At 60.7% G+C, this 16,407-nt stretch carries 15 protein-coding genes; 12 read left to right on the top strand and 3 right to left on the bottom strand.

Annotated elements, in window-relative coordinates:
• The first annotated feature begins 31 nt into the window (after positions 1 to 31).
• Both rplS and AC27VU_RS21040 read left to right on the top strand, forming a co-directional pair.
• A complete protein-coding gene (rplS, locus tag AC27VU_RS21045) occupies positions 32 to 382 on the top strand; it encodes a 50S ribosomal protein L19 (protein ID WP_003175895.1) in 351 nt (116 codons plus the stop codon).
• Positions 383 to 530: 148 nt separating this feature from the next.
• Positions 531 to 944 (top strand): acyl-CoA thioesterase, encoded by a 414-nt coding sequence (locus AC27VU_RS21040; protein ID WP_108181783.1) that lies wholly within the window; start codon positions 531 to 533, stop codon positions 942 to 944.
• Between the two features lie 116 nt (positions 945 to 1,060).
• On the opposite strand, the gene AC27VU_RS21035 is transcribed toward AC27VU_RS21040, so the two are convergent.
• Positions 1,061 to 2,869 carry a cation:proton antiporter gene (locus AC27VU_RS21035; RefSeq protein ID WP_488724850.1) on the bottom strand — a complete coding sequence of 603 codons (1,809 nt, stop codon included), beginning with the start codon at positions 2,867 to 2,869 and terminating at the stop codon, positions 1,061 to 1,063.
• 108 nt (positions 2,870 to 2,977) lie between these two features.
• Between AC27VU_RS21035 and xerD the strand changes: the two genes are divergently transcribed.
• The 7 genes from xerD (at position 2,978) to AC27VU_RS21000 (ending at position 10,259) form a co-directional block, all read left to right on the top strand.
• On the top strand, positions 2,978 to 3,874 hold the full coding sequence (gene xerD / locus AC27VU_RS21030; RefSeq protein ID WP_003221987.1) for a site-specific tyrosine recombinase XerD: 897 nt from the start codon (positions 2,978 to 2,980) through the stop codon (positions 3,872 to 3,874).
• Positions 3,875 to 4,127: 253 nt separating this feature from the next.
• Positions 4,128 to 4,859: a bifunctional protein-disulfide isomerase/oxidoreductase DsbC gene (gene dsbC / locus AC27VU_RS21025; RefSeq protein ID WP_003221989.1), complete on the top strand. Its 732-nt coding sequence runs from the start codon at positions 4,128 to 4,130 to the stop codon at positions 4,857 to 4,859.
• Positions 4,860 to 4,990: 131 nt separating this feature from the next.
• Positions 4,991 to 6,295: a homoserine dehydrogenase gene (locus AC27VU_RS21020; RefSeq protein WP_003221992.1), complete on the top strand. Its 1,305-nt coding sequence runs from the start codon at positions 4,991 to 4,993 to the stop codon at positions 6,293 to 6,295.
• 103 nt (positions 6,296 to 6,398) lie between these two features.
• Positions 6,399 to 7,808 carry a threonine synthase gene (gene thrC / locus AC27VU_RS21015; protein ID WP_003221994.1) on the top strand — a complete coding sequence of 470 codons (1,410 nt, stop codon included), beginning with the start codon at positions 6,399 to 6,401 and terminating at the stop codon, positions 7,806 to 7,808.
• Positions 7,809 to 7,927: 119 nt separating this feature from the next.
• Positions 7,928 to 9,280 carry a transporter substrate-binding domain-containing protein gene (locus AC27VU_RS21010; RefSeq protein WP_488724849.1) on the top strand — a complete coding sequence of 451 codons (1,353 nt, stop codon included), beginning with the start codon at positions 7,928 to 7,930 and terminating at the stop codon, positions 9,278 to 9,280.
• Positions 9,281 to 9,407: 127 nt separating this feature from the next.
• The gene (locus AC27VU_RS21005; RefSeq protein WP_201135720.1) at positions 9,408 to 9,815 is read left to right on the top strand and encodes a response regulator; all 408 of its coding nucleotides are present in this window, start codon (positions 9,408 to 9,410) and stop codon (positions 9,813 to 9,815) included.
• Between the two features lie 162 nt (positions 9,816 to 9,977).
• Positions 9,978 to 10,259 carry a DUF3509 domain-containing protein gene (locus tag AC27VU_RS21000; RefSeq protein WP_488724848.1) on the top strand — a complete coding sequence of 94 codons (282 nt, stop codon included), beginning with the start codon at positions 9,978 to 9,980 and terminating at the stop codon, positions 10,257 to 10,259.
• Between the two features lie 174 nt (positions 10,260 to 10,433).
• On the opposite strand, the gene AC27VU_RS20995 is transcribed toward AC27VU_RS21000, so the two are convergent.
• Together AC27VU_RS20995 and AC27VU_RS20990 are read right to left on the bottom strand one after the other, a co-directional pair.
• A complete protein-coding gene (locus AC27VU_RS20995; RefSeq protein ID WP_488724847.1) occupies positions 10,434 to 11,393 on the bottom strand; it encodes a TIGR02285 family protein in 960 nt (319 codons plus the stop codon).
• The gene (locus tag AC27VU_RS20990) at positions 11,341 to 12,540 is read right to left on the bottom strand and encodes a CaiB/BaiF CoA transferase family protein (RefSeq protein WP_488724846.1); all 1,200 of its coding nucleotides are present in this window, start codon (positions 12,538 to 12,540) and stop codon (positions 11,341 to 11,343) included. Before AC27VU_RS20990 ends, AC27VU_RS20995 begins: the two co-directional genes overlap by 53 nt.
• Before the next feature lie 146 nt (positions 12,541 to 12,686).
• On the opposite strand from AC27VU_RS20990, the gene AC27VU_RS20985 reads away from it, so the two are divergent.
• From AC27VU_RS20985 to AC27VU_RS20975, 3 genes are all read left to right on the top strand, one after another.
• The gene (locus AC27VU_RS20985) at positions 12,687 to 13,229 is read left to right on the top strand and encodes a YaeQ family protein (RefSeq protein ID WP_003222001.1); all 543 of its coding nucleotides are present in this window, start codon (positions 12,687 to 12,689) and stop codon (positions 13,227 to 13,229) included.
• 55 nt (positions 13,230 to 13,284) lie between these two features.
• Positions 13,285 to 14,994, top strand: coding sequence for a single-stranded-DNA-specific exonuclease RecJ (gene recJ / locus AC27VU_RS20980; RefSeq protein WP_223008419.1), 1,710 nt, complete (start codon positions 13,285 to 13,287; stop codon positions 14,992 to 14,994).
• Positions 14,995 to 15,264: 270 nt separating this feature from the next.
• Positions 15,265 to 16,371 (top strand): NADH:flavin oxidoreductase/NADH oxidase, encoded by a 1,107-nt coding sequence (locus AC27VU_RS20975; RefSeq protein WP_003222005.1) that lies wholly within the window; start codon positions 15,265 to 15,267, stop codon positions 16,369 to 16,371.
• Positions 16,372 to 16,407: the final 36 nt, after the last annotated feature.

The raw sequence follows: 16,407 nt of genomic DNA, 5'->3' as shown, positions 1-16,407 counted from the left end.
TAGATCAGTTGATTTACCTTAGGAGCACAGCATGACCAACAAAATCATCCTTGCACTCGAAGCAGAGCAGATGACCAAAGAAATCCCTACCTTTGCCCCAGGCGACACCATTGTCGTTCAGGTGAAAGTGAAGGAAGGCGATCGTTCCCGTCTGCAAGCGTTCGAAGGCGTTGTAATCGCCAAGCGTAACCGCGGCGTGAACAGTGCGTTCACCGTTCGTAAAATCTCCAACGGTGTTGGCGTAGAACGTACTTTCCAGACCTACTCCCCGCAGATCGACAGCATGGCTGTTAAACGTCGCGGTGACGTACGTAAAGCCAAGCTGTACTACCTGCGCGACCTGTCGGGTAAAGCAGCTCGCATCAAGGAAAAACTGGCTTAAGTCCAGCTTCCGATGCAGAAAAAAGCAGCCTACGGGCTGCTTTTTTGTTGTCTGCAATTTAACCCGTCCCCCTGTAGGAGCTGCCGAAGGCTGCGATCTTTTGATCTTGCTTTGTATTCGGGAGCCCGCGATTTACGAGCAATAACCCATGACCACCCGCGACCAGGAAATCCAGCGCCGCACCGAACTCTCGGTGACCCGCGTGACCAAAGCCGTCTTCCCGCCGACCACCAACCACCACAACACCCTGTTCGGCGGCACCGCGCTGGCGTGGATGGATGAAGTGTCGTTCATCACCGCTACGCGTTTCTGCCGTTTGCCGCTGGTGACCGTGTCCACCGACCGCATCGACTTCAATCACGCGATACCGGCCGGCTCCATCGTCGAACTGGTGGGCAGGGTGATCAAAGTGGGTAACACCAGCCTCAAGGTCGAGGTGGAAGTGTTTGTTGAGAGCATGAGTTGCGATGGCCGCGAGAAGGCGATTCATGGGCAGTTCAGCTTTGTCGCTATTGATGATGACAAGCGGCCGGTGCCGGTGCTGCCCGGATTTCCTGCCTGATCTGAAACCGAGTTGCGGCTATCGCGAGCAGGCTCACTCCTACAGTGTTTGTGTCGTTCGCACCTTTATGTACGACGCGGACACTGTAGGAGTGAGCCTGCTCGCGATTCGATTTATCAGGCGCCGCTGCTCTCAGGCTGAATCAACGCCAACAACGTCCACCCGGATCCCGGTTTCAAAGCAGTCTCCGGCGTCACCACATGCACCCACCCGCTGTCATCGCGCATGAACAGCAGGGTCGCCCGACTGCCATGCAATGCCTGGTAGTCCTCCCAGCCAAAACCGTCCGTCAGCGTTGTGCTGTAAACCTCGGCACCGTTGCTGATCAGACTGGCCAGCTTGGCATAGGTCAGCGCCTCGCTCCCCAGCTGATTGCCACGATGCTCGAGACTCGCCCGGTGCTTGTCGCTGCGACGACTTTCCTGACCGCTGGCCAGGCCAAACAGCCGTTGATGACCGAAGTCATGGCGAAAGCGCATCGCCGCCAAGGTATTCAGCTCGCCTGAAGGCGACAGCGCCAACAAGTGCCCCAACCCCACCAGATCCAGGTGCGCATCGGCATGCTGCGAAGCCGGGTTACCAAAGTACGTCGGCAACCCCTCCATGCGCGCCGCACGAATGTTCTCCCAGCTCGAATCGGTCAACAGCACCCGGCTGCCCAATTGCTGCAACGACTTGCCCAACAGACGCGCCGGGCCGTTGGCGCCGACGATCAGGAAGCCGCTCGGCGCCGGTTCGGCCACGTTCAGCAAGCGCGCCAAGGGGCGTGCTGTTGCGCTTTGCAGCACCACGGTGCCGATGATCACCGCGAAGGTCAGTGGCACCAGTAGCAGCGCACCTTCGTGCCCGGCCTGATCCAGGCGAATCGCGAAAATCGCCGAGACCGCCGCCGCCACGATCCCGCGCGGGGCGATCCAGCACAGTAGGGCGCGTTCACGCCAGCTCAGGCTGGAGCCGGCGGTGCTCAACAGCACGTTCAACGGGCGCGCGATCAACTGAATCACCAGCAGCAGAATCAGCACCAACGGCCCGAGGCCGATCAAGGCATGCAGATCCAGTCGCGCCGCGAGCAGGATGAACAACCCGGAAATCAGCAGCACGCTGAGGTTTTCCTTGAAGTGCAGGATGTGCCGCACATCCACGCCCTTCATGTTCGCCAGCCACATGCCCATCAGCGTCACCGCGAGCAGGCCGGACTCATGCATCACCTGGTTGGACGCAATGAAGATCCCCAACACCGCCGCCAGCGAGGCGAGGTTGTGCAGGTATTCGGGCAGCCATTGGCGACGGATGACGGTGCCCAGCACCCAGCCGCCGACCACCCCGAATACGCTGCCGCAGACAATCACGCCGCCGAAGGTCAGCAGACTCTGTTCGAGGCCGTTGCCCTCGGACCGGGCGATGATGAAGCTGTAGACCACCACCGCGAGCAGGGCGCCGATCGGGTCGATGACAATGCCTTCCCAGCGCAGGATGTTGGCGATCGAAGCTTTCGGCCGCACCACCCGCAACATCGGCACGATCACCGTCGGCCCGGTCACCAGCGTCAGGCTGCCGAACAGAATCGCCAGCAACCAGTCGAAGCCGAGCAGGAAATGGGTCGCGACGGCAATCACCACCCAGGTCGTGAGTGCGCCGAGGGTCACCAGCCGATGCACGACGCTGCCGATTTCGCGCCATTCCGACAGATGCAGGGTCAGGCTGCCCTCAAACAGGATCAACGCCACCGCCAGCGACACCAGCGGCATCAGCAGCGGGCCGAACATTTCTTGCGGATCGAGCCAGCCCAGTACCGGGCCTGCGAGAATCCCGGTCAGCAACAGAAACAGAATCGCCGGCAGCTTCAGGCGCCACGCCAGCCACTGGCAACCCAGCGCAGCGGCGCCGATCCCGCCAAATGCCAAGAGAATTTGCTGCTCGTTCATTGAAGCTCCCTGTTCCTTGAAATTGCGGGCTATGAAAGACTAGCGGCCATTCCTACAGTTCACTCTACATTTGCGCGCAGCCCTGGAGGTTGCGTGTCTTGAGCGCCCATGCCTGCCATCGACCATCCACTGATTGACCAATTCCTCGACGCCCTGTGGCTGGAAAAAGGTCTGTCCGACAACACCCGCGGCGCCTACCGCAGCGATCTGGCGCTGTTCAACGGCTGGCTGCAGGAGAAAAACCTCGAGCTGATCAATGCCGGTCGCGAGTTGATCCTCGATCACCTGTCCTGGCGCCTGGAGCAGAATTACAAACCCCGTTCCACCGCCAGATTTCTTTCCGGTGTGCGTGGCTTTTATCGCTATCTGCTGCGGGAAAAACTGATTACGGTCGATCCGACCTTGCGCGTCGACATGCCGCAACTGGGCAGGCCGCTGCCCAAATCGTTGTCGGAAGCTGACGTCGAAGCGTTGCTCAAAGCGCCTGATCTGAGCGAAGCCATCGGCCAGCGTGACCGCGCCATGCTTGAAGTGTTGTACGCCTGCGGGCTGCGCGTGACCGAACTGGTGAGCCTGACGCTGGAGCAAGTCAATCTGCGTCAGGGCGTGTTGCGGGTGATGGGCAAGGGCAGCAAGGAGCGGCTGGTGCCGATGGGCGAAGAGGCGATTGTCTGGATCGAGCGCTATATGCGCGATGGCCGCAGCGAGCTGCTCGGCGGGCGCCCCAGCGATGTGCTGTTCCCCAGCCAGCGCGGCGAGCAGATGACCCGCCAGACCTTCTGGCACCGCATCAAGCATTGGGCCAAGGTCGCCGGGATCGGCAAATCGCTGTCGCCGCACACCCTGCGTCATGCGTTCGCCACGCACCTGCTCAACCACGGCGCCGACCTGCGGGTGGTGCAGATGCTGCTGGGGCACAGTGATTTGTCGACCACGCAGATTTACACCCATGTGGCGCGTGCGCGCTTGCAGGACCTGCACGCCAAACATCACCCAAGAGGCTAATGAAAAATCTGTGGGAGCGGGCTTGCTCGCGAAGAGGCCGTCACAGAAGAGATATTTGTCGCCTGCCAAGACGCCTTCGCGAGCAAGCCCGCTCCCACAGGGTTTGCGTCGCCCACAATCTCTGGCGACAGGCGCATTCGGCCATGCGAGCCTTATGTGGTAGGCTTTGCCGGTTTGCACGATGGACGGTTATGACCCGGTGTTCCGGCTCGGGCGTTCTGACCGTTTCATTTGTCCGCCTTCAGGAGTTCTCATGCGTCTGACCCAGATTTTCGCCGCCGCCGCCATTGCGTTGGTCAGCACCTTTGCCGTCGCCGATGACGCGGCCGACAAAGCCATTCGTCAAAGCCTGGAAAAACTCGAACTCGAGGTTCCGGTAGAAAGCATCAGCGCCAGCCCGCTGCCGGGCATGTATGAAGTCAAGCTCAAGGGCAGCCGCGTGCTGTACGCCAGCGCCGACGGCCAGTACATCGTTCAGGGCTACCTGTTCCAGCTCAAGGACGGCAAGCCGGTCAACCTGACCGAGAAAGCCGAGCGCGCGGGCATTTCCAAACTGATCAATGCCATTCCGGTGGCCGAAACCGTGGTGTATCCGGCCGTGGGCGAGACCAAATCGCACATCACCGTGTTCACCGACACCACCTGCCCGTACTGCCACAAGCTGCACGCCGAAGTGCCTGAGCTGAACAAGCGCGGCATCGAAGTGCGTTACGTAGCGTTTCCGCGTCAGGGCCTCGGCTCGCCGGGTGACGAGCAGTTGCAAGCGGTCTGGTGCTCGGCAGACAAGAAAGCGGCCATGGACAAAATGGTCGATGGCAAGGAAATCAAGGCCGCCAAGTGCGATAACCCGGTTTCCAAGCAATTCGCTTTGGGTCAGTCGATCGGCGTGAACGGTACACCGGCCATCGTTTTGGCCGACGGACAGGTCATTCCGGGCTACCAGCCGGCGCCACAAGTCGCCAAACTGGCGCTGGGCGCCAAGTAATTCGCATCGTCACGGTCAGCCTTTGACGATCATGGTCCGGCGGTAACTTCGCCGGGCCATTAATAGAGAGCCGCGAACACGCGGTTGTTTTCCGGCCGACCTTGCGTCGGCCGTTTCATGGGGAGTTCACAGTGAATCCGGTCAAAGTAGGCATCTGTGGGTTAGGGACCGTCGGTGGCGGTACCTTCAACGTACTTCAGCGCAACGCCGAGGAAATTGCTCGTCGTGCCGGGCGTGGGATCGAAGTGGCACAAATTGCCACGCGCACGCCAAAGCCTCAGTTCCAGACGACCGGTATTGCGATTACCAACGATGTCTTCGAAGTGGCCACGAACCCTGAGATCGACATCGTCATAGAGCTGATGGGCGGCTACACCGTTGCCCGCGAGCTGGTACTCAAGGCCATCGAGAATGGCAAGCATGTGGTCACCGCGAACAAGGCACTGATTGCCGTTCACGGTAATGAAATTTTCGCCAAGGCACGCGAGAAAGGCGTGATCGTGGCGTTCGAAGCGGCCGTGGCCGGTGGCATTCCGGTGATCAAGGCGATCCGTGAAGGCCTGTCCGCCAACCGCATCAACTGGGTCGCCGGGATCATCAACGGCACCGGCAACTTCATCCTCACCGAAATGCGCGAGAAGGGTCGCACCTTCGAAGACGTGCTGGCCGAAGCGCAAGCGCTGGGCTACGCCGAAGCCGATCCGACCTTCGACGTCGAAGGCATCGACGCAGCGCACAAGCTGACGATTCTGGCTTCGATCGCGTTCGGCATTCCGCTGCAATTCGACAAGGCTTACACCGAAGGCATCACCAAACTGACCACCGCTGACGTGAACTACGCCGAAGCGCTGGGCTACCGCATCAAGCACCTCGGCGTGGCGCGCAGCACTGCGGCCGGCATCGAGTTGCGTGTACACCCGACGCTGATCCCGGCGGATCGTCTGATCGCCAACGTCAACGGCGTGATGAACGCCGTGATGGTCAACGGTGACGCTGCCGGTTCGACGCTGTTCTACGGTGCCGGTGCGGGCATGGAGCCGACCGCTTCGTCGGTGATCGCCGACCTGGTGGACGTGGTTCGCGCCATGACGTCCGATCCGGAAAACCGCGTGCCGCACCTGGCCTTCCAGCCGGACTCGCTGTCGGCGCATCCGATCCTGCCGATCGAAGCCTGCGAAAGCGCCTACTACCTGCGCATCCAGGCCAAGGACCATCCGGGCGTACTGGCCCAGGTGGCGAGCATCCTCTCGGAGCGCGGCATCAACATCGAGTCGATCATGCAGAAGGAAGTCGAGGAACACGACGGTCTGGTGCCGATGATCCTGCTGACCCACCGCGTGCTGGAACAGCATATGAACGATGCGATTGCCGCTCTGGAAGCCTTGGCCGGCGTCAACGGTCCGGTTGTGCGGATCCGCGTCGAGCACCTTAACTAAGCAGCGGCAAGCTACGAGCGGCAAGCGGCAAGCTAGAGGCCAGTGACACTCAGCTTGCAGCTTGAAGCTTGAAGCTCGCAGCTCAAACCGAAGGTTTGAAAACATGCGTTATATCAGTACCCGCGGCCAGGCACCGGCCCTGAATTTCGAAGACGTCCTGCTGGCCGGTCTCGCCACTGACGGCGGTCTGTACGTCCCGGAAAACCTGCCACGTTTCACCCAGGAAGAAATCGCCTCCTGGGCCGGCCTGCCGTATCACGAGCTGGCTTTCCGCGTAATGCGCCCGTTCGTCACCGGCAGCATTCCTGACGCCGATTTCAAAAAGATCCTCGAAGAAACCTACGGTGTGTTCTCGCACAGCGCCGTTGCGCCGCTGCGTCAGCTGAACGGCAACGAATGGGTGCTCGAGCTGTTCCACGGCCCGACCCTGGCGTTCAAGGACTTCGCCCTGCAGCTGCTCGGTCGGCTGCTCGATTACGTGCTGGAAAAGCGCGGCGAGCGCGTGGTGATCGTCGGCGCCACCTCGGGTGACACCGGTTCGGCCGCCATCGAAGGCTGCAAGCACTGCGAAAACGTCGACATCTTCATCCTGCACCCGCACAACCGTGTGTCCGAAGTGCAGCGTCGGCAGATGACCACCATCCTCGGTGAGAACATCCACAACATCGCCATCGAAGGCAACTTCGATGACTGCCAGGAAATGGTCAAGAACAGCTTCGCCGACCAGAGCTTCCTCAAGGGCACGCGCCTGGTCGCGGTGAACTCGATCAACTGGGCGCGGATCATGGCCCAGATCGTTTACTACTTCCACGCAGCCCTGCAGTTGGGCGGCCCGGCACGTTCGGTGGCGTTCTCGGTACCGACCGGCAACTTCGGCGACATCTTCGCCGGTTACCTGGCACGCAACATGGGCCTGCCGATCAACCAGTTGATCGTCGCCACCAACCGCAACGACATCCTGCACCGCTTCATGAGCGGCAACCAGTACGTCAAGGAAACCCTGCACGCCACGCTGTCGCCGTCGATGGACATCATGGTTTCGTCCAACTTTGAACGCCTGCTGTTCGACCTGCACGGTCGCAACGGTGCGGCGATTGCCGGTTTGATGGATTCGTTCAAGCAGGGTGGCGGTTTCAGCGTTGAGCAAGAGCGCTGGACTGAAGCCCGCAAGCTGTTCGACTCGCTGGCTGTGGACGATGCGCAAACCTGCGAAACCATTGCCGAAGTCTACGCGCAGTGCGGCGAAGTGCTGGATCCGCACACCGCCATCGGCGTCAAGGCCGCACGCGAATGCCGTCGCAGTCTGGACATCCCGATGGTGATCCTGGGCACGGCGCATCCGGTGAAGTTCCCGGATGCCGTAGAGAAAGCAGGTGTAGGAAAAGCTCTCGAACTGCCTGCACATCTTTCTGATTTGTTTGAGCGAAACGAGCGCTGCACTGTTTTGCCAAACGAACTGAAAGCCGTACAGGCCTTTGTCAGCCAGCATGGCAACCGCGGCAAGCCGCTGTAAGTCGAAAAAGCTGTCACATTTTGAAGCCCGTCTCCTGACGGGCTTTTTTGTTTCTGCTGCCACACTGCTCGGGTTTTCGCCCATGAAGGACGGGTGAGTCGATCACGAAGGAAGTGGCAATGCTGTTTGAAAGAGGATGGAAACACACCCTGAAGCGGGTACTTCTGTTGTGCCTGTTGTGGGGTTGGCGCGTGGGCGCGGCGGCGCACCTGGCGCATGATGAAGAGCAGTTGAACATTGGCACCGTGGTGCTGGATGAGGAAGAGCTGCAATGGATCCGGGATAACCCGACGGTGATCGTGGCAGCGGAGCAATACCCGTTGTACCTGTTCCTGGATGAGCACGGTCACTGGAGTGGCCTTAACAGTGATGTGCTCAAACGCATCAGTGCCATGACCGGATTACAGTTCATCTACCGGGAATCCTTCTCGACCGCGCAGATGCTCGAGCGCCTGGAAACCGGTGCAGCGGACATGAGCACGACCCTGGCGATGAATGACGAGCGCAGATCGAGTCTGGATTTCAGCCATGCCTTTGGCGGTGCCGGCTGGGTGTTTGTCGGCCGTACCGGCGAACCCGGGCTGCATTCGTTGGAGCAGTTGGCCAAACGGGTGCTGGTATTACCTGGCCGGCACGCGCTGGAGGGGATGATCCGGCGCGATTATCCGTCCATCGAATTACGGTCGGTCAAAACCTATGCCGAGGCGCGGGCGTTGGTCGAAAGCGGCGAAGCCTATGCCACCATCGAAAACGAAATCGGCGCGCAACTCTACCCTTCGGGCCTGCTGAAGGTCGGCGAACTGCTGGAGGGCAAGTGGGAGGCCGATCTTCTGGCGGTGCGCAGAGGCCAGCCGCAATTACTGAGCATTCTGAACAAGGCCCTGGAAGCATTCCCGGCCTCAGAGCTACGAGCCATTCGCCTGAAATGGCTGGGCGGCATCGGCCCGAAGCCGGCCGCCGCCGGTTGGCAGCACTGGCTCCGCTCGAGCTGCTGGGGCGTGGTTCTGGTCGGGGGCTTTTGTGTGATGTCGCTGCTATGGAATCGGCGAATGGCGGCCGTGATCAAACAGCATCGAGACGTGCAAAGCGAACTCGGCGATCAGTTGGTGTTCCAGCGTGCGTTGATTGATGCCATGCCTGATCCGGTGTTCGTTCGTGACCTGGAGGGGCGCCTGATTCTGTGCAACAAAAGTTATGAAGAGGCGTTGTCGATCCGCTTTGAACAGGTGAAAGGATGCCGCTTGATCGACGTCGATGCGCTGCCGCGAGCTACCGCCGGGATGCTGCATGATGAGTTCATGATTCAGTTGAGGACACGCAGAACCCGCTTCAGCAGACGCCGCCTGCAATTCAATAATGGCAATCGGGAAATCTACCAGTGGACCGTGCCGTTCTACAGCGCGAAAGGCGAATTGCGAGGCCTGCTCGGCGGCTGGACGGACATCACCCAGCGCGACGCAACAGCGGTATGACATCGCAGTGATACAGGGAAATTTCCTATGTCACGCGCCTCCTTTTCCGATGGGGGACTGAAGGAGGCTGCCCTAAAGTGGGCGGCAACTGCGGACAAGTCCGCGATTGCCGTTTCCGAGGTCGCCCATGCGCTCGCTCAAAGTCCTGATTCTAGAACCTGATCCTTATCGAATGATGGCGTTGCACCAGATGCTCAACGCGGTCGGCATCTATGACGTACTGACGGCGCCGTCGCTGGCTTCGGCGCGCTGTTCGCTGGAGCGTCGTACCCGGGTCGACATCGCGATCTGCGATCCGCAACTGGAAGGCGGGGAAGGCCTGGCACTGATCCGGCATCTGGCGGCCCGACGGGAGGCCAGCGCCGTCATCCTGCTGGGGCGGATGGCAGCGGGTCTGCTGAGCGATCTCGAAAGCATGCTGCACGCTCAGGACCTGAAGCTGCTGGGGCGCTTGCAGACGCCGGTCTCGGCGGTACTGATGCGCGGGTTGCTGGACAGCTACCTGCAAACGGCAGCCCATCCGTCGGGTGCCTGAACCGACGGTTTTGTTTCTGTCATCTTCACCGTGCATTCTTTGACAGACCGCTAACTGCTCCGGGAGCAGCGCGGTATTCAGAACTTTCTTCTCGGGCGGGTGGTCATTTATTGTGAACACGCCCCAGGCACAATGTTTTCGGACTATTGAGTGGAGATCGAGATGGAAAGTATCAGTCTATTGCTCGGTGAGGCTCTGAGCCCGTACCAGGTCACGTTGACTCCGTGTGGCGCACATGGCGAATGCCTGGTGACGCTGAAGAACAGCAACGGGGCCATCGTGGTGGAGCGCGAATTCAATCAGGCGCAATTGACCGACAAGCGCCTGCTGACCGATGTGGTCGACGGTCTGCATCGTGATGTGCTGATCGTCGAAGGTCGACTGGAGCCCTGTGTGATCGCGGCTTTGCGCAATGCAGCGCTGGATAAGCGCGCGGCACTGTAAAGATGAAATATTTTTTGTGGGAACCTTCCTGCACTCCCGTCAGTCAGACCCCATAACAGCAGGATCAAGCATTGTGCTCCGGTGCTTGTCGCTTGCTGCTACGGGTCTTTATGTAGACCACGTTTAACCCCGAGTCGTCTCCCCACTTCTCGGGGTTTCTTTTGCCCGCAGGTTTTATTGCGCGGTCTGCTGCTCGAAAAACATCCGCGCCTGTTGCAGGTAATCCGTGCGCATCTCGGGATCCAGCCAGTCGGCGTACAACTGGTCAAGTTGCGCATGGGGCAGGGTACGCAGCAGTTGGTTGATCTCGCTGATCGCCTGACGGCCCTGGGGCGTATCGGAACATCCGACATAGCCAGACAGATATTTGCCGGTGCCGCGAATCGGGTAGAACACCAATTCATCTTCGGCAATTTGCGCCTGCTGCGCCTGATAGCGGATCTCCGGCCAGTAACCCAAAACCACTTGCAGACGCCCCAGACGCTGCATCGACAGCAGGCTGCTCAGGGCGTCGTTGCCATAATGCGGCGTCAGTGCACCGCCGGGTGCCTGCTTGAGCAGATTGTCGAGAAATTCGCCGTAACTGCGCTCTGCGACGACCCCGACCTTGATTTCGCCATTGGCCAGAAATGCCGTCAGATCGACTTCGCCATCGACCAGGTAAGGTGCCAGTACGTCGCGATCTTTCTGTCGCACCACCAGACCATTGCTGACAGCGCGAAACGCCGGGATAGAGAAAGTGATCCATTGCGTGCGCTCCTTGCTCCAGATCAGCGAGGGGTCGCAGGTGAAGGACGGCTCGTGCAGCATCTGCATGCCGCGGGCGCGATTGACCCGCATCAGCGTGTGTTCGTATTGCGGCATGCCGGCGATCAACATCGGCAGCAGTTGGTCGATGACGCCCTGGCCCTTTTTCGGGCCTTCGAAGATGGTCAGGGGCGGCAGATCGCGCAGTAACCAGATCAGCGTCGGTTTTGCCTGCGCCCAGGCGGGCAGAATCAGCAGAAACAACAGGCCGAACAGCCGCCACGTCCACCAGTGGTGGGCGCGGTTGGCGTCCGATGTCCGGTGATGTTTCAGGTTAAATGGCTCCGTCTGCGCGCAGTCGGGCGATCTGCTGTTCGTCGTAGCCAAGATCGTGGAGTACCTGCGCATTGTGTTCACCGAGCTGCGGCCCGACCCATTCGGAAGTGCCCGGTGTATCAGAGAGTTTCGGCACGATGCCCGGCATCTTGAAAGGCTTGCCGTCCGGCAGTTTCGCCTGCAGGAACATTTCCCGGGCGAGGTACTGCGGATCGCTGAACATGTCTTCGGCACTGAAGATCCGGCTGGCGGGTACATCCGCCTGATTGAGCAGGTCGAGCACATTTTGCAGCGGCAGCGAATTGACCCAGCGGTCGATCACGCCATACAACTCGTCGCGACGATTATCACGCCCATCGTTGCTCGCCAGCGTCGGGTCGTTGGCCAGATCTTCACGACCGATGATCAGCATGAAGCGCTTGAAGATCGCGTCGCCATTGGCACCGATCTGCACGTGTTTGCCGTCGGCGCTGGTGTGGATCGATGACGGCGTGATGCCCGGCATGATGTTGCCGGTGCGCTCGCGGATGAAACCGAACACGTCGAACTCCGGCACCATGCTTTCCATCATGGCGAAAATCGCCTCGTACAGCGCGACATCGACCACTTGGCCGAGACCGCCGTTGACCTCGCGATGACGCAGCGCCATCAGCGCGCCGATCACGCCCCACAGCGCGGCAATCGAATCGCCGATGGAAATCCCGGTGCGCACCGGTGGCCGGTCGTCGAAACCGGTGATATAGCGCAAGCCACCCATGGACTCGCCGACCGCGCCGAAGCCCGGTTGATCCTTCATCGGCCCGGTCTGGCCGAAACCGGAGAGGCGCACCATCACCAGTTTCGGATTCAGCGCGTGCAGGGTTTCCCAGCTCAGCCCGAGTTTTTCCAGCACGCCGGGGCGAAAGTTTTCGATCAGGATGTCGGCTTCGCTGAGGAGTTTTTTCAGGATCGCCAGACCCTTGGGGTGCTTGAGGTTCAGCGTCAGCGACTTTTTGTTGCGCGCCTGGACGAACCACCACAGCGAGGTGCCTTCATACAATTTGCGCCACTTGCGCAGCGGATCGCCGCCGTCGGGCGATTCGATCTTGATCACTTCGGCGCCGAACTCGCCGCAAATGCGCGAGGCAAACGGCCCGGCAATCAACGTACCCAATTCAATGACTTTCACACCGCTGAGCGGTTTGTTGGCGAACGGCATACTGAATCCTGTAGGACAAGGCTGAGCGGATACAGCGTTTTAACATAGCCGGCTGTCAGACGCCGCAGGTTGATCGCCATCAATTCGATGATTGCCTACGGCATCGGTTAGACTTGCCGACTTTCCTCGTATCAAGAAGCCCGTTCATGGCCCAGCCGTCTACCACGTACAAATTCGAACTGAACCTCACCGACCTCGACCGTAGCGTCTACGAGAGCGTCAAGCAGACCATCGCCCGTCACCCTTCGGAAACCGAAGAGCGCATGACCGTGCGGCTGCTGGCCTACGCCCTCTGGTACAACGAACTGCTGTCGTTTGGCCGTGGTCTGTCGGACGTGGATGAACCTGCGCTGTGGGAAAAAAGCCTGGATGACCGCGTTCTGCACTGGATCGAAGTCGGTCAGCCGGACGCCGATCGTCTGACCTGGTGCTCGCGTCGTACCGAACGCACCAGCCTGCTGGCCTACGGCAGCCTGCGCGTGTGGGAAGGCAAAGTGGTACCGGTGGCGAAGAACCTGAAAAACGTCAACATCGCCGCCGTGCCGCAAGAGGTGCTGGAAACCCTGGCCAAGGACATGCCGCGCGTCATCAAGTGGGACGTGATGATCAGCGAAGGCACGATTTTCGTCACTGACGACCGTGGTCAGCACGAAGTCCAGCTGGAATGGCTGGCCGGTGAACGCGGCTGATCCTGCGTCGTTCACTGATTAATCCCACCTATTCAAGAGAAGTTTCCGTTACCCCATGCGTATTGATCCTCGACCGTTGCCTGCCACGCTGCCGTTTCTCGGTGACCTGCCACCTTTGCTGACGCGTTTGTACGCCGCGCGGGGCGTGCAGTCCGAGGCGGAGCTGGATAAAAGTCTGGCGCGGCTGATTCCGTTCCAGCAGCTCAAGGGCATCGAGGCGGCGGTGGATCTGCTGGTGACGGCGCTGGAGCAGCGTCAGCGGATTCTGATCGTCGGTGACTTCGACGCCGATGGCGCGACCGCCAGTACGGTCGGCGTGCTCGGCTTGCGTCTGCTGGGTGCGGCGCATGTCGATTATCTGGTGCCGAACCGCTTTGAGTACGGCTATGGCCTGACCCCGGAAATCGTCGAAGTCGCCCTGACCCGCGAGCCGCAGTTGTTGATCACCGTCGACAACGGCATCTCCAGCGTCGAAGGCGTGGCCGCGGCGAAAAAGGCCGGGCTCAAGGTCTTGATCACTGACCACCACTTGCCCGGCGATGAACTGCCGCAGGCCGATGCGCTGGTCAACCCGAACCAGCCGGGCTGTGAGTTTCCGAGCAAGGCGCTGGCCGGGGTCGGGGTGATTTTCTACGTGTTGATGGCCTTGCGCGCGCGCCTGCGCAGCCTCGGCTGGTACGAAAGCAAACCGCAGCCGAACATCGGTGAACTGCTGGATCTGGTGGCGCTGGGCAGCGTCGCCGACGTGGTGCCGCTGGACGCCAACAACCGGATTCTGGTGCATCAGGGCCTCGAGCGGATTCGCGCCGGGCGTGCCCGTCCGGGGATCAAGGCGATTCTTGAAGTCGCCAAGCGTGACGCGGCGCGGATTACCTCCACAGACCTGGGATTCATCGTCGGCCCGCGTTTGAACGCGGCGGGGCGTCTGGACGACATGAGCCTCGGGATCGAATGCCTGCTCACCGCCGACGCCAATCTGGCGCGGGAAATGGCCGCGCAACTGGACGGCATGAACCAGGATCGCAAATCCATCGAGCAGGGCATGCAGCGCGAGGCATTGGCCCAGCTCAAGGACTTGCCGGTGGAGTCGATGCCGTTCGGCCTGTGCCTGTTCGATCCCGAGTGGCATCAGGGCGTGATCGGCATTCTCGCCTCGCGCATGAAAGAGCGTTATTTCCGCCCGACCATTGCCTTCGCCGATGCCGGTGACGGTTTGCTCAAGGGCTCGGGCCGTTCGGTGCAGGGTTTCCACATCCGCGATGCTTTGAGCGTGGTGGCGGCGCAGCATCCGAACCTGATCGCCAAGTACGGCGGTCATGCGATGGCGGCCGGCCTGACCTTGCCGCAAGAGAATTTTCCGCTGTTCGCCGAGGCGTTTGACGCTGAAGTGCGGCGGCAACTTCGCGAAGAAGACCTGACCGGGCGCATGCTCTCGGACGGCACGCTTGCGGTCGAGGAGTTCCACTTGGAGCTGGCCCGCGCACTGCGTCATGCCGGGCCTTGGGGCCAGCACTTCCCGGAGCCGCTGTTCCATGGCGTGTTCCAGTTGGTCGAGCAACGGGTGGTCGGCGAGCGGCACCTGAAAGTGGTGCTGAAAAGCGAGTGCGGTTCGGTGAAGCTGGATGGCATTGCCTTTGGTATTGACCGTGACGTCTGGCCGAATCCGACCATTCAGTGGGTCGAGCTGGCCTACAAGCTCGACGTCAACGAATTTCGTGGCAACGAGACGGTGCAACTGATGATTGCCCACATCGAACCGCGCTGACGCCATTCGCGAGCAGGCTCGCTCCCACAGGGATATGCATTCCAAAATGTGGGAGCGAGCCTGCTCGCGAAAGCACCCTTTCACACACTGAATCACTCTGAACCCTCCCTCATCCCCGGTTGTCGACTAGGCTCTAAGCACTGCTTGATTGGCCTTGTGACGTCTTGTCGAATTTTTTGCCCGCGGGGGCGGGTGCTGCACCTTTTCCTGTCACTCGTCGACTTTTCAAACAGAACCCTGGAGCCTGCCCACTGATTTGAGAGGTGCCCCATGAGTCTGCTGCTCGAACCCTTTACCCTCCGCCAACTGATCCTGCCCAACCGCATCGCCGTGTCGCCGATGTGCCAGTACTCCAGCGTCGACGGTCTGGCCAACGACTGGCATCTGGTGCACCTGGGCAGCCGCGCGGTGGGCGGCGCCGGTCTGATATTCACTGAAGCCACGGCGGTCACCGCCGACGGGCGGATCACCGCCGAAGACCTCGGTTTGTGGAACGACGAACAGATCGAACCGCTGCAACGCATCACCCGCTTCATCACCGCTCAGGGCGCTGTTGCCGGCATTCAACTGGCCCACGCCGGGCGCAAGGCCAGCACTCATCGGCCATGGATCGGCAAACACGGTAGCGTCAAACCGGAGGATGGCGGCTGGACCCCGGTCGGGCCATCGCCGATTGCTTTCGATCCGCAACACACACAACCGAAACAGCTTGATGAAGGGCAGATCGCCGAGGTCATTCAGGCCTTCGTTGCGGCCGCCAAACGCGCGTTGACCGCGGGTTTCAGCGTGGTCGAGGTACATGCCGCCCACGGTTATCTGCTGCATCAGTTTCTGTCACCGCTGAGCAATCAGCGCCGCGATCAATACGGTGGTTCGTTCGAAAACCGCATTCGTCTGGTGCTGCAAGTCACCGAGGCCGTTCGCGAGGTGTGGCCGCAAGAGCTGCCGCTGTTCGTCCGGGTGTCGGCCACCGACTGGGTTGAAGACGGCTGGAACCCGGATGAAACCGTGGAACTGGCGCGTCGTCTCAAGGCACTGGGAGCGGATCTGATCGACGTCTCCTCCGGTGGTACCGCCGCCAACGCCGAGATTCCTGTGGGGCCGGGTTATCAGACGCGCTTCGCCGAACGGGTGCGCAAGGAGTCAGGCATCGCCACCGGCACCGTGGGCATGATTACCGAGCCGGCGCAGGCCGAGCACATTCTGCGCACCTGCCAGGCTGACATCATCTTCCTCGCCCGCGAGTTGCTGCGCGATCCTTACTGGCCGCTGCACGCCGACGATGATCTCGGCGGGCGCCAGGCGGTGTGGCCGGCGCAGTATCAACGCGCGACCCATCGTGATCAGCCGATCCACGAGTCTGACCTGCGCGATTGATTTCAAACCGGTGTAACGTCTATAAAACCCGCCATT

This window comes from Pseudomonas sp. 14P5.3.2 (genome assembly GCF_057799175.1).
The sequence above is the reverse complement of the archived record's forward strand: the minus strand, read 5'-3'. Positions and strand labels throughout refer to the sequence as shown.

Excerpts from the sequence above, each read along its gene's own strand:
- rplS (WP_003175895.1), top strand. The coding sequence starts at position 32 with ATGACCAACAAAATCATCCTTGCACTCGAAGCAGAGCAGATGACCAAA.
- AC27VU_RS21040 (WP_108181783.1), top strand. The coding sequence starts at position 531 with ATGACCACCCGCGACCAGGAAATCCAGCGCCGCACCGAACTCTCGGTG.
- AC27VU_RS21035 (WP_488724850.1), bottom strand. The coding sequence starts at position 2,869 with ATGAACGAGCAGCAAATTCTCTTGGCATTTGGCGGGATCGGCGCCGCT.
- xerD (WP_003221987.1), top strand. The coding sequence starts at position 2,978 with ATGCCTGCCATCGACCATCCACTGATTGACCAATTCCTCGACGCCCTG.
- dsbC (WP_003221989.1), top strand. The coding sequence starts at position 4,128 with ATGCGTCTGACCCAGATTTTCGCCGCCGCCGCCATTGCGTTGGTCAGC.
- thrC (WP_003221994.1), top strand. The coding sequence starts at position 6,399 with ATGCGTTATATCAGTACCCGCGGCCAGGCACCGGCCCTGAATTTCGAA.
- AC27VU_RS21010 (WP_488724849.1), top strand. The coding sequence starts at position 7,928 with ATGCTGTTTGAAAGAGGATGGAAACACACCCTGAAGCGGGTACTTCTG.
- AC27VU_RS21005 (WP_201135720.1), top strand. The coding sequence starts at position 9,408 with ATGCGCTCGCTCAAAGTCCTGATTCTAGAACCTGATCCTTATCGAATG.
- AC27VU_RS21000 (WP_488724848.1), top strand. The coding sequence starts at position 9,978 with ATGGAAAGTATCAGTCTATTGCTCGGTGAGGCTCTGAGCCCGTACCAG.
- AC27VU_RS20990 (WP_488724846.1), bottom strand. The coding sequence starts at position 12,540 with ATGCCGTTCGCCAACAAACCGCTCAGCGGTGTGAAAGTCATTGAATTG.
- AC27VU_RS20985 (WP_003222001.1), top strand. The coding sequence starts at position 12,687 with ATGGCCCAGCCGTCTACCACGTACAAATTCGAACTGAACCTCACCGAC.
- recJ (WP_223008419.1), top strand. The coding sequence starts at position 13,285 with ATGCGTATTGATCCTCGACCGTTGCCTGCCACGCTGCCGTTTCTCGGT.
- AC27VU_RS20975 (WP_003222005.1), top strand. The coding sequence starts at position 15,265 with ATGAGTCTGCTGCTCGAACCCTTTACCCTCCGCCAACTGATCCTGCCC.